At 53.7% G+C, this 14,757-nt stretch carries 13 protein-coding genes and 1 riboswitch; of the genes, 3 read left to right on the forward strand and 10 right to left on the reverse strand.

Features of this window, described 5'->3' with window-relative positions; genetic code table 11:
* Positions 1-48: 48 nt before the first annotated feature.
* Genes ACRBCU_RS03255 through thiB form a run of 3 tightly spaced genes read right to left on the reverse strand, consistent with a single transcriptional unit; the run spans position 49 to position 3,237 of the window.
* The gene (locus ACRBCU_RS03255; RefSeq protein WP_431363927.1) at positions 49-744 is read right to left on the reverse strand and encodes a thiamine ABC transporter ATP-binding protein; all 696 of its coding nucleotides are present in this window, start codon (positions 742-744) and stop codon (positions 49-51) included.
* Positions 737-2,284, reverse strand: a complete 1,548-nt coding sequence (locus ACRBCU_RS03260) for a thiamine/thiamine pyrophosphate ABC transporter permease ThiP (protein ID WP_431363928.1) — start codon at positions 2,282-2,284, stop codon at positions 737-739. Before ACRBCU_RS03260 ends, ACRBCU_RS03255 begins: the two co-directional genes overlap by 8 nt.
* Positions 2,260-3,237 (reverse strand): thiamine ABC transporter substrate binding subunit, encoded by a 978-nt coding sequence (gene thiB, locus ACRBCU_RS03265; protein ID WP_431363929.1) that lies wholly within the window; start codon positions 3,235-3,237, stop codon positions 2,260-2,262. Before thiB ends, ACRBCU_RS03260 begins: the two co-directional genes overlap by 25 nt.
* A gap of 42 nt (positions 3,238-3,279) precedes the next feature.
* A riboswitch (TPP riboswitch) is annotated at positions 3,280-3,382 on the reverse strand.
* Between the two features lie 382 nt (positions 3,383-3,764).
* On the opposite strand from thiB, the gene aroC reads away from it, so the two are divergent.
* Positions 3,765-4,865 carry a chorismate synthase gene (gene aroC, locus ACRBCU_RS03270; protein ID WP_431363930.1) on the forward strand — a complete coding sequence of 367 codons (1,101 nt, stop codon included), beginning with the start codon at positions 3,765-3,767 and terminating at the stop codon, positions 4,863-4,865.
* Between the two features lie 84 nt (positions 4,866-4,949).
* On the opposite strand, the gene ACRBCU_RS03275 is transcribed toward aroC, so the two are convergent.
* From ACRBCU_RS03275 to ACRBCU_RS03305, 7 genes are all read right to left on the reverse strand, one after another.
* Complete coding sequence (locus ACRBCU_RS03275) at positions 4,950-5,261, reverse strand: YciI family protein (RefSeq protein ID WP_431363931.1); 312 nt, start codon at positions 5,259-5,261, stop codon at positions 4,950-4,952.
* A 26-nt stretch (positions 5,262-5,287) separates the two neighbouring features.
* Positions 5,288-5,722, reverse strand: a complete 435-nt coding sequence (locus ACRBCU_RS03280) for an SRPBCC family protein (protein ID WP_431363932.1) — start codon at positions 5,720-5,722, stop codon at positions 5,288-5,290.
* 3 nt (positions 5,723-5,725) lie between these two features.
* Complete coding sequence (locus ACRBCU_RS03285; RefSeq protein ID WP_431363933.1) at positions 5,726-6,061, reverse strand: ArsR/SmtB family transcription factor; 336 nt, start codon at positions 6,059-6,061, stop codon at positions 5,726-5,728.
* A 45-nt stretch (positions 6,062-6,106) separates the two neighbouring features.
* Positions 6,107-6,976, reverse strand: coding sequence for a phosphoserine phosphatase SerB (gene serB / locus ACRBCU_RS03290; protein WP_431363934.1), 870 nt, complete (start codon positions 6,974-6,976; stop codon positions 6,107-6,109).
* A gap of 78 nt (positions 6,977-7,054) precedes the next feature.
* Positions 7,055-8,332, reverse strand: coding sequence for a DUF2330 domain-containing protein (locus ACRBCU_RS03295; protein ID WP_431363935.1), 1,278 nt, complete (start codon positions 8,330-8,332; stop codon positions 7,055-7,057).
* Between the two features lie 130 nt (positions 8,333-8,462).
* Positions 8,463-8,927, reverse strand: coding sequence for a PTS sugar transporter subunit IIA (locus ACRBCU_RS03300; protein ID WP_431363936.1), 465 nt, complete (start codon positions 8,925-8,927; stop codon positions 8,463-8,465).
* A gap of 95 nt (positions 8,928-9,022) precedes the next feature.
* Complete coding sequence (locus tag ACRBCU_RS03305; protein WP_431363937.1) at positions 9,023-11,506, reverse strand: S8 family serine peptidase; 2,484 nt, start codon at positions 11,504-11,506, stop codon at positions 9,023-9,025.
* Positions 11,507-11,879: 373 nt separating this feature from the next.
* Between ACRBCU_RS03305 and ACRBCU_RS03310 the strand changes: the two genes are divergently transcribed.
* On the forward strand, positions 11,880-13,022 hold the full coding sequence (locus ACRBCU_RS03310) for a phosphoserine transaminase (protein ID WP_431363938.1): 1,143 nt from the start codon (positions 11,880-11,882) through the stop codon (positions 13,020-13,022).
* A gap of 97 nt (positions 13,023-13,119) precedes the next feature.
* Positions 13,120-14,715 (forward strand): phosphoglycerate dehydrogenase, encoded by a 1,596-nt coding sequence (gene serA / locus ACRBCU_RS03315; RefSeq protein ID WP_431363939.1) that lies wholly within the window; start codon positions 13,120-13,122, stop codon positions 14,713-14,715.
* The last annotated feature ends 42 nt before the right edge of the window (positions 14,716-14,757 follow it).

The following is a 14,757-nucleotide window of genomic DNA, read 5'->3' on the forward strand; positions in this document are numbered from 1 at the left end:
ATCTAGCTTAAAGAATGAAAACCCCGCTTGAGTGATCAGGCGGGGTTTTTATGTGCCGAGATATAGGCGCAAGGCTTCGGGCGGATTAGCCAAAAGCTCTTTAGTAAGAACGGGCGCATGCGCTCGCTCATCCGCGACAAGAATTGCGTGTTCGCAAATACGTGCCGCGTCGCTTGGATCATGGCTGACCATCAATAGCCCTGCACCCGTATCGTGGCTAAGCTGCTTGACCAAATCGAGCATCTCGTCTTTCAAAGCAGGACCAAGTGCCGCGAAGGGCTCATCCAGCAAGATGACCGGCTTATCTTGGACCAGCACACGGGCTAAGGCAGCACGGCTCTGTTGCCCACCCGACAACTCAGTAGGTTTACGCGCGCCCATTCCCGCTAGGCCAACCGCTTCTAATGCCGCCTCAACCTGAGATGTTTCTTTGGTGGACAGACGTAAAGACGGTCGAATTCCGAGGCCTACGTTTTGTGTGACGTTCATATGGGGGAATAGGTTGTTATCTTGGAACAGCACGGAAAAGGGCCGCTCGCGCGGGGCGGTTTTTGTAATGTCTTTGTCATGCCAAAGTATGCGACCGCGAACAGGGGCAAGAAAACCGCCCAGTGCCATTAGCAAAGTTGATTTGCCCGCGCCCGATGGACCGATCACAGCGCACCGTGCATTGGCTGGCAGCGTTAAAGTCGCGCTCATATGGAAACTGCCCTGAGCCAGCTCGATTTGTCTTAGTTCAAGCATTGCGTCGCCCCCATGCATCGCACATCCAAAACACGCCAAACGACAAGAGCGCCAATAAAAGTGCTGCGCCCGCCGCCACGTCCATTTTATAAGCGCCCATCAATCGGAATATCTGCAAGGGCAAAGTCGCCTCTTGGGTGCCAGCGAACAAGGCTACGACACCCAAGTCTCCCATAGACAGCGCCGCTGATAAGCCAATTGCAAACCCAAGTGGCGCGCGCACGCGCGGTAATATCACCATACGCACCATTGCCCAACGCGACATACCAAGGCTTAGCGAGAGGCGTCCATATCCATCGCAGGTATCTTGCACGGCTGGGATCAAGACCCTTAACGCGAAAGGCAATGCCATCACCGCGTTGACACAAGCGGTTACAAGCATTGCCCAGTCTTGCGGTGCAGCGAATGGAAAAATCAGAATAAACAAGCCGGTTCCGATGACCAAAGGCGACGCAGCAATTGCAAGCAAGCCAACCCCTTCGATCCATGCGAACCTGACAGCTGCAAGCGCGATACTCAGGCTCAAAGCAAGCGCGACGCAGGTTGAGATAAATGCTACTTTCAGCGACAGCAGTGCGGCAAGCCAAACCGAGAGGGGAAGCTCAGGCAGTGCGCTGATGCCTCGCACCGTGACCGCAACAAGTGGCACCAATAAAAAGAGCGCAGCACCCCCAATAACGAGAGCGTCTATAAATTTTGACGAGGTTGAAACGCTATCCCAGCGTTTAGGCACGCGATCCAAGCCTTTGCCGAACCCGCCTTGGCCAGCGCTAAGCCAAAGCGCCAAAAGCGCCGCGGATCCCGCCAAGCCAAGTTGTAGCGTCCCAAGGAGCGCTGCTTTCCCCAGATCAAAATCAAACCGAAACGCTTGATAGATTGCAAGTTCGACCGTCGTCGCGCGCGGCCCCCCTCCGAGGGTCAGGGCGACGGCGAAACTCGATAAGCAAATCGCGAAAATAATCGCGAAAGCACCGGGTGCAATGCGCTTGAGCATCGGTCTTTCAAGATGCCGCCAGATATCGATAGGCGAAAACCCGAGTTGTGCGGCAAGACGAAATCTCTCAGCGGGAATCCCGCTCCAGCCTTGCAAAATAATGCGTGTCGCGAGGGGTAGGTTGAAAAACACATGGGCTATGACAACCCCATGAAACCCGTAAATCGGGATCGCAGGCAGGCCGACAAGCTCAAGTCCCTGATTTACCCAACCAGAACGCCCAAAGACCGCAAGCAGGCCCATCACCGCGACGATTACAGGTAAAAGAAAGGGTGCGCCCAGTAGCGTGACAAGGAGGCCGCGCCCAAGAAAATGACGTCTACTTAGGGCGCGCGCCACAGGAATAGCTAGCGCGACACTCAACAACGCTGACAAGATCGCTTGGCTCACAGTAAACCGAACGGCTGCCCAATCGCTTGGTGACAAGCGCCCCGCATCTGGCGCAGCCCAGCCAACGACGCCAAGAGTGCCAAGTATCAGGGCAGCAACCAGCGTCGCTGCCCCAACACCAAACCATGGGTTTATTTGCTGAGCGCTGTGAGCCATTCGGCCAAAGCTGCATCGCGAACCGCAACGGCGTCTGCCGCTGGAACCAGCAAGGATTTCTCAGGTGTGACGAGTGTCTCGAACCCTTTTGGCAGACCGTCCGCTGGCGTCACCGCTGGATACATCCAGTTGGTTGTCGGAATAATGCTTTGGAACGTATCGCCAACCATAAAGGCAAGGAACTTGTCTGCCAGCTCTGGCTGATCCGTGGACGCCAATTTGCCCGCAACTTCGATCTGCAAGTAGTGACCTTCGTCAAAAGACGCGGCCGCATAGCCTGCATCCTCTTCTGCGATCAGGTGATAGGCTGGGGAGGTCGTGTAAGACAGCGCCATGTCTGCCTCACCCTCGAGGAACAGGCCATAAGCCTCGGACCAACCTTTGGTGACGGTCACGATGTTGTCGGATAGGCTCTCCCAGATCGCAGGGGCTTCATCGCCATAAGCGGCTTTCACCCACATCAGCAGGCCGAGGCCGGGCGTAGATGAACGAGGGTCTTGGATAACGATTTTCAGATCGCTTTCACCCAACGTCTTCAGGTTCGCTGGTGCCTTGGTGCCGTCCTCATGAACGAATGCGAAATAGCCCCAATCGTAGGGAACAAACGTTGCATCATCCCAAGCAATCGGCAGGCTGTACTCTGCGCTCACGCTGTGCGGCGCGAATAGTTCGGTCGCCATTGCACCCGCTGTCAAGTTGGTATCAAGACCTAGAACAACATCTGCTTCTGTGCGTGCGCCCTCAAGTTTGACCCGCGCCATAAGCGCCGCGCCATCGCCTGCGCCGACGAGTTTCAGATCGCAGCCACATTCCGCTTCAAACGCTTTTTCGACCGCAGGGCCGGGGCCCCAGTCGGAAACAAAGCTGTCGTAGGTGTAAACCACCAATTCAGGCGTTTCTGCCGCTGCCATTGAGGCCGCAAAAACACCCGCTACACATCCAAGATACTTCATCGGCATCCTCCATAAATGTAGGCGAGCGGATGGAACGGGTGTGGAAGTTGTCCAGACCTTCCCTCCGCCGGTCCTAACCGGTTCAGGTTCAACGGGTCATGCAACGTGCAAATCTCAGGTCCGAAGACCCCCCCGAGGTGCGCTCAGATATAGACAGGCAAAGGCAACGACACAAGCATGCTGTTTTCGTACCCGTTAAGGCTTTATTTTGTTTACTTTTTTGCCCCCTTATGTTAAAGATCATTACATTCACAAATCAAGAGAAAGGAAACGCCCATGGGATGATGAGGCTTGCAATTTTGTGTGTCGAGCTGATGGTTATTTGGCTCATTTATTTTTGGTTCGGTTTCGTTACGACCTACGACATGCCGCTTTGGATGACGACATTTATGGTCATCATCGTGGATCGGCTAACAAATCTCATTACAGATTTTGCTAATCGACGGCGAATACGCTTGTCACAATGACTTGGCTTTGGGTCGTGTCCCGCGTATGTCCCTTGCGGACACAATCGCGAGAACACACCCATGAGCCTTAACACATTCGGTCACATCTTCCGCGTCACCACTTGGGGTGAAAGTCACGGACCCGCGTTGGGTGCAACTGTGGATGGCTGCCCGCCGAATGTGGGGATTGATGAAAGCTCAATCCAGCAATGGCTCGACAAACGCAAGCCCGGCACGTCCAAATATACGACGCAGCGCCGTGAAGCGGATGAGGTCAAAATCCTCTCAGGCACGTTTGAGGGCAAGACAACGGGTACGCCTGTTCAATTGATGATCGAAAATACCGATCAGCGTTCAAAAGATTACGGCGATATCATCGAGAAATTCCGCCCGGGCCATGCGGATATCACCTATTATCAAAAATACGGCAACCGCGACTATCGCGGCGGCGGACGCTCTTCGGCCCGCGAAACAGCGGCGCGCGTTGCAGCGGGCGGCCTTGCCCGCGCAGCGCTTGCGAAGTTCGCGCCAAGCGTCGAAATCACAGGCTACATGACACGCATGGGCGTGCACGAGATTGATCGCGAGAATTTCGACTGGGATCAGATCGAGCAAAACCCGTTTTGGACCCCAGATGCCAAAGCCGCCGACACATGGGCCGACTACCTCGACGACCTTCGTAAATCAGGAAGCTCCGTCGGCGCAATCATAGAAGTCACCGCGCGCGGCGTGCCTGCAGGCCTCGGCGCACCTGTCTATGGCAAACTAGACACCGACCTCGCCGCAGCAATGATGAGCATCAATGCCGTCAAAGGCGTCGAGATCGGCGAAGGCATGTCTGCTGCGATGCTCACGGGTGAGCTAAACGCAGACGAAATCACAATGGGTAACGATGGCCCGCGCTATAGCTCCAACCATGCAGGCGGCATTCTTGGCGGGATCAGCACGGGCCAAGACATCGTTGTGCGCTTTGCAGTCAAACCGACCAGCTCAATTCTGACGACCCGCAAAACGATTACCAAATCTGGTGAAAACACAGAGATCATCACCAAAGGCCGCCATGACCCCTGCGTCGGCATTCGCGCCGTCCCTGTGGGAGAGGCCATGATGGCCTGCGTGATCCTCGACCACCTGCTTCTGCATCGCGGTCAAATCGGTGAAAACCAGGGCCAAATCGGCTGATCTTCATTTTTCCAAGTAAACTCTAGGGGGTCTGGGGGACTAGTCCCCCAGATGGTCCGATTGCCAAAGGCAATCGGAAATCATTTACATTTCCAGTTCCGGCGCAACCTCAACAGAACCGCCAGATTGCAAAATCGGGCACCCCTTTGCCATCTCTATTGCTGCGTCGATATCCGCTGCCTCAACAACTGAATAGCCAGAAATCGGATTTGCACCACCGTTGTCTACTACGCCGCTTTGCGACACTGTCTTCGACAGCCCAACGGCAGCGCCGCCGTTGACCAATGCTTCGCCCATACCGCCCATCCATGCGCCCCAAGCGGCCATGAGTTTTTCGCCCTCTTCAGGCGTGTCTGGCATCCCGTTTCCGTGGTATGCAAATACAAATTTCGCCATTTTCTTTCTCCCTTTTGAATCCGGTTTTATAAGCCCAAAACCTTGGGCAGCTTATTCAGCGACGATGACCAGCCGCTATTGTGGTTCGTGCATTGCTCTTCATCTGCAAGACCGCTGTGGGTTAGAACCAGTTTCGCCGATCCGTTACCCAAGTCCTCGACAGCAAACTTAACGGTGCTCTCATGCCCCCTGACGTCTTCGTCGTTATGCCACGCCCAGCTAAACTCGACCGAATTCGGCGCATCGACGCGCAACACCTCGCCCGACACTTTGTATTTGCCACCCTCAGAGCCGCGCATATCAGCATACCACGGCCCGAGCGTTTCAAAGGACAAATCGTGATCCACGACTTTCACACCTTCCGGTCCAAACCACCCAGCCAGACTATCGGACTGGGTCACCGCATCAAAAAGCTGCTGGGCACTCACGGCATAGGTCCGCTCAATTACGAGATCATCCATAGGTCAGTCCTTTTTCGGTTTTGGTAAAATTGCGTCCAAACGATCAAGCCCAGCTTCCCAGAACTTGCGCATGTCTTTGGTCCATGCGGAAAGCTCTTCAACCGCATTCGGGTTCACGGAATAGAGCCGATTGGTCCCGCTTTTACGCTGATTGATAACGCCCGCCTCTTTCAAAATTTTGAGATGCCGCGAAATCGCAGGTGCGGAAATATCCGCCAGCCCATGCAGCTCGCCTGCTTGGGTTTCGCCGTCCTCTAGCAGTTTGCTCACCACAGCAAAGCGCGTGGGATCTGCAAGGGCAGAGAAAATGGGAATCAGTGGATGTTGGTCATGGGTCATGACACAACAATTAACCAAATTGTTAATTAAAACAATTGTTAATTTCTAGAGGGAAAATTCGGCCTTGGAATAGCCCTGCACAAACAGAAGCGCCGTCAGATCGCCAAAATTAATGCGCACGTCACACTGAGCTGCAACTGAAGGCTTGGCATGAAGCGCAACGCCCATACCCGCGCGTGTCAGCATGCCTAGATCATTTGCGCCATCGCCAACCGCAAGGACATCGATCTCACCAATTCCCAAACGCGCTGTGATCTCTTCCAAAGCATCTACCTTGGCCTGCTTGCCGAGAATCGGCATTCCGACCTCTCCCGTCAGAACGCCATCCGCTGCAATCAATGTATTCGCGCGGTTCTCATCAAAGCCAAGCTTGCCCGCAATCGCAGAGGTAAACGCAGTGAACCCACCAGACACCAACGCCGCATAAGCGCCATTCGCCTTCATCGTCGCGAGCAAAACAGGCCCACCAGGCATGAGCGTGATGCGTTTTTCCAGAACGTCGCTAATAACGCTCTCGGGCAGCCCTTTGAGCAAGCCGACCCGTTCGCGCAAGGCCCCGTCGAAATCAAGCTCTCCGTTCATCGCGGCTGCGGTTATCGCGGAAACGCGTTCACCAAAACCAGCTTCGTCGGCCAGCTCGTCAATGCATTCTTGCTGGATCATTGTGCTGTCCATATCGGCCAGCAGCATCTTCTTACGGCGGCCTTCAGCGGGCGTTACAACCAAATCTACATTCAGTTTTTGGACATCCGCCCACACATCCCAAAGATTACTTGGCACGCGTTCCAAAGGAAACTCGGCAGCTTCATCTGCACTTAGCCAAATTGCGTCACCGCCACCCCAAGCGCTTTGCAAGGAAGCGACCAGAGAAGGATCAAGCGAACCTGGACGGGCAATAAGTGAGCAGATGAACATGGGCGTCTCCGTTTGATAACGCGCTTGCCCTAACCTAAGACGCAAGCGCATACCAGAGTCACCCTCATTGTTTAGGTTTTATCGATACGCTGCGGGTACTGTTTTTCGAATGTTCTTTCTGATCGAAGAAACACTCCACCCTGTTATGCTTGATAGGTAGTTCGCTTCTTGCGCTAAACGTTTTTTCGTATCGCGCACGTAGTCTCGCCCTTCATCGCACGTTACTTTTCCATCGTAGGGATGATTCATGACATAGCGGCCTTGGAAATTGCGCCGGTTGTTTGTCTCTCTAAACACGAGATCCTTTGGCATTTGCCCTTTGCTATATTGCGCATGATAGCGCGTCACATAGACATTCTGCGGTGTCCCATTTCCACGGGCCCAGCGTACGCCAAGCTTGCGCAGGTCAGCATTGGGTAGTGGATCCGCAGCACATGGATCGCACCATGCCATATCCCAGGCATATTCCATTACGATCCCACCAGAACGCCCTACCGTTTTGGCAAACATTGCTTTGTAAAACTGCCCGAATACCTTTTCGACAAACACAGGTACGTCGCCATCGCTTGGAAGATCTTTTGCTTTGTAGTTGGCGACTTCAACGCGGCCTTTGCGCGAGAGCAAAAAGAACAGTGCATCTTGTGCCTTTTCCGCATTTAGCTTGCCCAGCTGAATAGGCAGCATGAAGGATTTTGAGCGGAAAGAGATTTGCAAAGGCGGTAGGTCTTGCGATTGCTTCGCCGCGTGACGGCTCAAATTTACTTTAGCAACAAGGAATTTCATCCCCGCGCCGATATAGTCTGCCAAAACTAAATCCGCGCCTTGCGGGAGCTTGTAACCCTCTGCCGTCAGGAATGTTGCAAGCCCGTCAGATTCTTTCGCTTTGAGGATAAGTATATCGTACTGACCAACCGCATATTGCGCCTTGATCGTCACGCCCTTGGCGCGCGCACGGATCTGCAGAGATTGTTTCTTTACATTTCGTCGAGCCGAAGACTCTTCGACAATAACTGGGGAAGCCATAGCAAGTTCTGGAGCGCAAGGGTCGTCGTCAAAGTATTCGACCAATCGCGGGGCCGTATAGCTGTCCAGATGGGCGACAATCTTAGCATCAACTGTCTGAATTTGATCGCGGCGTAGCACCTTGGGCGTTGGCACAATCATCGCAAAATCAGCGGGCGCGCCGCGATAATCCGATGACATTGTGATTACCGATTTGTTCCCATCACGGACAAAAACAACTTTTGACGATTGGTTGTACAGAGCGCCATCTGCCTTGGCGACGTAAAAGCCGCAAAATGCGCTGGCTTCTGATGTTCCGAACACTGTTAATAAAAGCAAAAAGAGAATTCGCATCTCACACCTCGGACTAAGCAATATTGATCTAATAAGTAGAGCTTAGGCAAAGCGTCATGTTCTGGCACTTCACGAAATGTGACAGACTAGGCGTTCGCGATTGGGGCAGGTCTTTAGCTACGCAAAAGGCTTAAGCGGCGTTTTGACGTTTCGCTTCTGTCAAAATGGCAAAAAGCGTTTCCGGATCATCATTCGCCCGTAGCTTTTCGCAGGTTCTCGCTTCACGCATTGTGCGCGAGATAAGCGCGAGCGCTTTGAGATGGGCAACACCCGCGTTCTCTGGCGCGAGGAGGCTAAAAAACAGATCAACAGGCTTACGATCAACAGCGCTAAAATCGATAGGCGTCTCGAGACGAATGAACATACCCTTTACAACATCGACCCCGTCTATGCGGGCGTGGGGCAGGGCGACGCCTTGCCCAACACCAGTTGTCCCCAGGGTTTCGCGTTCTTGCAACGCGGCTAGGGTACTCGCAGAATCAAGACTATAAGCATGCGACGCGAGATCAGCCATTGAATGCAAAAGCATCTTCTTGCTTGAAACCGTTGAGACAGTTTTCACTGCCTCGGGCATCAACAAATCCAAGATATCCATACGCCTGTTCCTAATCGGATCTTATGGCGGGGTCTTACAGGGCGCAGCCAGCCAAATCAATATGATCGGATTCTTAACCCACCTTTGCGATTGAATCAGACGATATCAATATCGTTAGTAAGCAGTCCCAAGCTGCCTATATTTTCGATCACAAGAACATCGCCGCCACCAAAATCCAGTACGGCATCTCCTGCGATGATCACGCCAAAGTCCGTCAGCACCTGCGAAGCATTTCTGACGCCAGACCATAGATTGTCGTTCAACTCGATCGTGTCCGTGTTGTTGTTGAAGTCAACCACGGTATCTTCATCATCATTGTTGTTGAACACAAAGCGATCCGCTTGCGCGCCCCCATTCAGCGTATCGTCGCCGCTTCCGCCTGCAAGAATGTCACTTCCGTTACCGCCTTGAAGTGTGTCGCTGCCATTGCCGCCATAGAGGGTATCATCGCCCTTATGGCCTTCAAGGCGATCATCCCCATCGTTCCCCAACAGCATATCATCGCCGACATTACCTTCAATAGTGTCGCTGCCTTTGCCGCCTTCTAGAAGATCCTTGCCATCACCACCTTCGATGGTGTCATCGCCTTTACCGCCCTCAACAATATCTCCGCCAGAACCGCCTTTAAGCAGATCGCTATTGTCCCCACCAAAGATTTTGTCGTCTCCGCCTTCTCCGAAAACACTGTCAGCGCCTTCATGACCGCGCAGTTCGTCCTTTCCTTTGCCGCCCTCAAGGCGATCCGTTCCCTCATTGCCCTCTAGCGTATCAGCTCCCTTTTGGCCCTTTAGCGTGTCATTTCCGGCACCCCCCAAGAGAACATCGTCATTGCCATATCCGTTAAGCGTATCATTCCCGCGTGCGCCGTGAATTTCGTTGGCAGAGCTGTTGCCAAATGCTTTGTCATCACCGTCACCCAGATAGGCGTTCTCGATGTTCGTGCCAGCTTCAATATCGGCCCAAGTCACTCCTCCGACGCGAATGTCATTGCTGCCGGCGCTATCCAAATCCAAAATAATTTTGGCTGCGATAGCTGCCATATTCAGCCAGTCGTCACTGCCCCCATTGCTATCGCTGATTGTCATTCGATCAACGTCTACGGCCGCATACATTTGAAAATCATCGGTAATATGATGCGTTGTATTAGTGTCCAAGGCCTGTCCGTAGAAGTCCATCGACCAACCGGACAGAAGGCCAGTATCCCCCGATTCCGTATCTTCAATTGACAATGTCCAGTCGCCAGAAATGACCTCTGCGCCAAGCAAGGCGGTTACTCCGAAAGACCAACTTCCTGTGAATTCTGAGCCACCGCCTTGGAAAACGGATAGAGGAATCGCACTGCCGTCGGGCGCATAAAGTAAAATCACCAGATCGCTGGTGAACGTGTGCGTTAGATCAATCGTCACCATTAGGTCTTCTACGTACATGCCACCTGACACGACCGTCATAGTGGATGTTATTGTCGCGTTGTCGCTTATTAATTGGCTGTCCAAGATCGCGAAACTTTGGCTCACTTCGTTTGAGCTATCTTGCGCCTCGTCGTGCATCACCAACCATGCTTCGGCCATACGCACCGCTGAAAAAGCATCCACCATGCCAAAGCCGTAACTCAGACTGAAGGACATACCGCCGCCATTCCAGTTGGTCGCTGAGTTTTCAACCCATGCGGATTGCTCAAATCCTGAAGCAGGGCTCCCATAAGCCGATCCAGTATGAGCGGCAGAAATTGCCAGAATGTCCTGAACATTGCGCCAGCCAAGATCTTCATTGGCTTCAAGCATGAGAGCGACCACGCCAGAAACAACGGGGGTTGCAGCGGAGGTTCCATCAAAGTCGGAAATGTAGTTGTCGTTCGTATACCCGTCGCTATCGGTTCTATCCGTTGTGTAATTGCTCGCCGGTGCTGAAACGAGAATCGAAACGCCGTAGTTGGAATAATCTGCGACAAACCCATCAAGTTCTGTCGCGGCAACGGTTGTCGTGTAGCGAACTGCGTTGATGCCGTCCGCATTGGCATCGGAAGTTTCGTTTCCTGCCGCTTGCATGATCACCGTACCTAGTCCAGCACGTCCGTTCTCTATGGCGACCTCCATGCCATTATAGACTTCGTCGTAAACATCCGAATTTACATTCGCTAGGTTTTGGTAACTACCGAAAGAGGGTGTGCGGCCCCAACTGTTGCTTATCAGGTCAAAGTGTTGCCCCCATGCGAGGGACGCAACTTCTGCTGCAAGGTTTGGCAGCCCTTCAAGAAAGTTAACGCCGGTGAGCGTTACCCCCCAAGCAACACCGACACCGCCTGTCCCATTTTGCCCAACTGCGCCAATGATACCCGCGCATGCAGTGCCATGCGCATCTGCTCCTACCAACGGAAAAGGATCATAAGTTATGCCGTTGTGAACGAAATGAAGTGAAGAATCATAGTTGGTTGCAAGGTCTTCGTGAGAATACTCGACACCATCGTCATAGACCCCTACTTGGATGCCGTTTCCATTGAATTCGCTCCAAATGGTTTCGATATCGCCGATCACCGTTAAAAAGGTTTGGCTCGCATAAGATGGATCTGTTGGCGTCGTCATAGTATTCTTCCTAACAATTATCACACGTTACATATTGCCCAAACAAGCATTCTGCGCGGTCCACCATCGAGGTGTTTAACGTCACCGATTTGCAGTCGCGCATTGCATCTTTCGCACGTAGACGGAACGAAGGCTACAAGGCGACTAAGCTTTGTGGGGAATCAAAACGTACGTCCTCTAAATGTCGTACGTTGGCGAAAACCTAAAAACTGTCGCGCTGAATGCGCCTATCGGAAACAACTGGCCGCACTTTAGGTCAAAATGACAGTAGATTGCTCTATTTTCACTGTTGCGGTTCAAAAACACCGCCCGTATGTCCGGCGGTGGGACACCCTTCCCCAACGAAGGGCATATATCTGAGAGGATACCAGCAATGGCTATCGAGCAACCGGCGACGCGTCCGGCCAATCCGCGTTTTTCTTCTGGCCCCTGTGCCAAACCCCCCGTTTTCAAACTCGACAATCTGTCCGACGCGCCCTTGGGCCGCTCGCACCGCGCAGCCGTTGGCAAAGCCAAGCTGAAAGCCGCGATTGAAGAGACCCGCGACATCCTCGGCATTCCTGCCGATTACAAAATCGGCATCGTGCCTGCATCTGACACAGGTGCATTCGAGATGGCCATGTGGAACCTTCTAGGTGAGCGTCACGTTGAGATGCTTGCTTGGGAAAGCTTTGGCGCTGGCTGGGTCACAGATGTGGTCAAGCAGCTCAAGATCGACGCGACTGCAAAGACCGCTGACTACGGCGAGATCGTTGATCTCTCCGGCGTGAACTTCGACAACGACGTTTGCTTTACGTGGAACGGTACGACCTCTGGCGTTCGCGTGCCAAACGGCGATGTGATCCCGAGCGATCGCGCTGGTCTGACGCTCTGCGATGCGACGTCTGCTGCATTCGCGATGGACCTGCCTTGGGACAAGCTCGACGTGACGACCTTCTCTTGGCAGAAGGTTCTGGGCGGCGAAGCGGCGCACGGCATGCTGATCCTGTCCCCACGCGCTGTTGAGCGTTTGGAAAGCTATGCGCCAGCGTGGCCTCTGCCGAAAATCTTCCGCCTGACCAAAGGCGGCAAGCTGATCGACGGCATCTTCACAGGTGCGACGATCAACACACCATCTATGCTCGCGGTCGAAGATTACCTACAAGCCCTCGATTGGGCGCGCTCTGTCGGCGGACTTCAGGGGCTTATCGCCCGCGCCGACGCGAACACGGCGGCGATCACAGCCTTTGTAGAAGCAAACGATTGGATTGAATTCCTCGCGGTCGATCCTGCGACACGCTCCAACACCTCTGTCTGCCTCAAGTTCAACGATGCGCGCATCACGGATGGCCCTGCGTTTGCCAAAGCAGTCGCCAAGCGTCTGGAGAACGAAGACGTTGCGCTCGACATCGGTGCCTACCGCGATGCACCTGCGGGTCTTCGTATCTGGTGCGGCGGTACGGTTGAAACTTCGGACATCGAAGCGATGCTGTCTTGGCTCGCTTACGCGTTCGAAGCCGAGCTCGCAGCTTCCTAAAACAAGGGTGCGTGGCAACCACGCACCTTACTTTCCCGAACATATGTAGGGTGCGTGATAGCGCGCACCGCCCCTATCAGACATAAGGACCAACACCATGGCCCCCAAAGTACTCGTATCCGACAAACTCTCTGAATCCGCGGTTCAAATCTTCCGCGACGCAGGCATCGACGTCGATTTCCAGCCTGATCTCGGCAAGGACAAAGACAAGCTCGCCGCAGTCATCGGCGACTACGATGGTCTTGCAATCCGCTCCGCGACTAAAGTCACGGAGAAAATCCTCGACGCTGCAACGAACCTGAAGGTCATCGCGCGTGCAGGTATCGGCACCGATAACATCGACAAGGTTGCGGCCTCCAAGAAAGGTGTGATCGTCATGAACACGCCATTCGGCAACATGATCACAACGGCAGAACACGCCATCGCGATGATGTTCGCTGTTGCGCGTCAAATTCCAGAAGCGTCTGCATCCACGCATGCTGGCAAATGGGAAAAGTCCAAGTTCATGGGCGTCGAACTAACCAACAAAACGCTTGGCGTTATTGGCGCAGGCAACATCGGCGGTATCGTTTGCGATCGCGCCCGTGGCCTCAAGATGAAAGTGGTCGCGTTTGACCCCTTCTTGAGTGAAGAAAAAGCTGCGAAGATGGGCGTTGAAAAGGTTGAGCTGGACGAATTGCTCGCACGCGCAGACTTCATCACGCTGCACGTTCCCTTCACTGAAGCGACGGCAAACATCCTCTCCCGTGAGAACCTCGAGAAGACCAAAAAGGGCGTTCGCATCATCAACTGTGCACGCGGTGGTCTCGTGGATGAAGAGGCGCTCGCGGACCTGCTGAAATCCGGTCACGTTGCTGGCGCGGCGTTCGACGTGTTCAAGGAAGAGCCTGCAAAAGAAAACGCGCTGTTCAACCTGCCTAACGTTGTTTGCACACCGCACCTCGGCGCGGCGACGACCGAAGCGCAAGAGAACGTGGCGCTGCAAGTGGCCGAGCAGATGTCAAACTACCTCAACACAGGCGCAGTTGAGAATGCTCTCAACATGCCATCTGTGACAGCTGAAGAAGCTAAGATCATGGGTCCATGGGTCGCGCTTGCAGGTCACCTTGGTGCCTTCATCGGTCAAATGACGGACGAGCCGATCAAAGCAATCAACATCCTTTATGACGGCTCTGTGGCTCAGATGAACCTTGATGCGCTGAACTGCGCCGCTATCGCCGGTATCATGAAGCGCGTGAATCCAGATGTGAACATGGTGTCCGCGCCTGTGATCGCAGCCGAGCGTGGCATTCAGATCAGCACCACGAATCAGGACAAGTCTGGTGCGTTTGACGGTTATATCAAAGTGACCGTTGTCACCGACAAGCGCGAGCGCTCTGTTGCGGGTACAGTCTTCTCTGACGGCAAGCCACGTTTCATCCAGATCAAAGGCATCAACATCGACGCCGAGGTTGGCCAGCACATGGTTTATACAACCAACGAAGACGTGCCGGGCATCATCGGTACGCTGGGTAAAACAATGGGCGAGCATGGCGTGAACATCGCGAACTTTACCCTTGGCCGCGCAGAGGCCAACGGCGAAGCGATTGCTCTGCTTTATGTTGACGAAGAAGTGCCAGCAGCCGCGCTCGCAGCGCTGGAAAACGCGGGCATGTTCTCTTCCGTTAAGCCGCTCACATTCGACGGTGCATAAGATACCAGCCCTAAAGGTCACATAGATTTCTGAATACAAAGG

The organism is Planktotalea sp., from assembly GCF_050633725.1.
GTDB lineage: Bacteria > Pseudomonadota > Alphaproteobacteria > Rhodobacterales > Rhodobacteraceae > Planktotalea.

What these genes read in the sequence shown, in the direction of transcription:
- ACRBCU_RS03255 (WP_431363927.1), bottom strand. Translation starts at nt 744, where the DNA reads ATGCTTGAACTAAGACAAATCGAGCTGGCTCAGGGCAGTTTCCATATG.
- ACRBCU_RS03260 (WP_431363928.1), bottom strand. Translation starts at nt 2,284, where the DNA reads ATGGCTCACAGCGCTCAGCAAATAAACCCATGGTTTGGTGTTGGGGCA.
- thiB (WP_431363929.1), bottom strand. Translation starts at nt 3,237, where the DNA reads ATGAAGTATCTTGGATGTGTAGCGGGTGTTTTTGCGGCCTCAATGGCA.
- aroC (WP_431363930.1), top strand. Translation starts at nt 3,765, where the DNA reads ATGAGCCTTAACACATTCGGTCACATCTTCCGCGTCACCACTTGGGGT.
- ACRBCU_RS03275 (WP_431363931.1), bottom strand. Translation starts at nt 5,261, where the DNA reads ATGGCGAAATTTGTATTTGCATACCACGGAAACGGGATGCCAGACACG.
- ACRBCU_RS03280 (WP_431363932.1), bottom strand. Translation starts at nt 5,722, where the DNA reads ATGGATGATCTCGTAATTGAGCGGACCTATGCCGTGAGTGCCCAGCAG.
- ACRBCU_RS03285 (WP_431363933.1), bottom strand. Translation starts at nt 6,061, where the DNA reads ATGACCCATGACCAACATCCACTGATTCCCATTTTCTCTGCCCTTGCA.
- serB (WP_431363934.1), bottom strand. Translation starts at nt 6,976, where the DNA reads ATGTTCATCTGCTCACTTATTGCCCGTCCAGGTTCGCTTGATCCTTCT.
- ACRBCU_RS03295 (WP_431363935.1), bottom strand. Translation starts at nt 8,332, where the DNA reads ATGCGAATTCTCTTTTTGCTTTTATTAACAGTGTTCGGAACATCAGAA.
- ACRBCU_RS03300 (WP_431363936.1), bottom strand. Translation starts at nt 8,927, where the DNA reads ATGGATATCTTGGATTTGTTGATGCCCGAGGCAGTGAAAACTGTCTCA.
- ACRBCU_RS03305 (WP_431363937.1), bottom strand. Translation starts at nt 11,506, where the DNA reads ATGACGACGCCAACAGATCCATCTTATGCGAGCCAAACCTTTTTAACG.
- ACRBCU_RS03310 (WP_431363938.1), top strand. Translation starts at nt 11,880, where the DNA reads ATGGCTATCGAGCAACCGGCGACGCGTCCGGCCAATCCGCGTTTTTCT.
- serA (WP_431363939.1), top strand. Translation starts at nt 13,120, where the DNA reads ATGGCCCCCAAAGTACTCGTATCCGACAAACTCTCTGAATCCGCGGTT.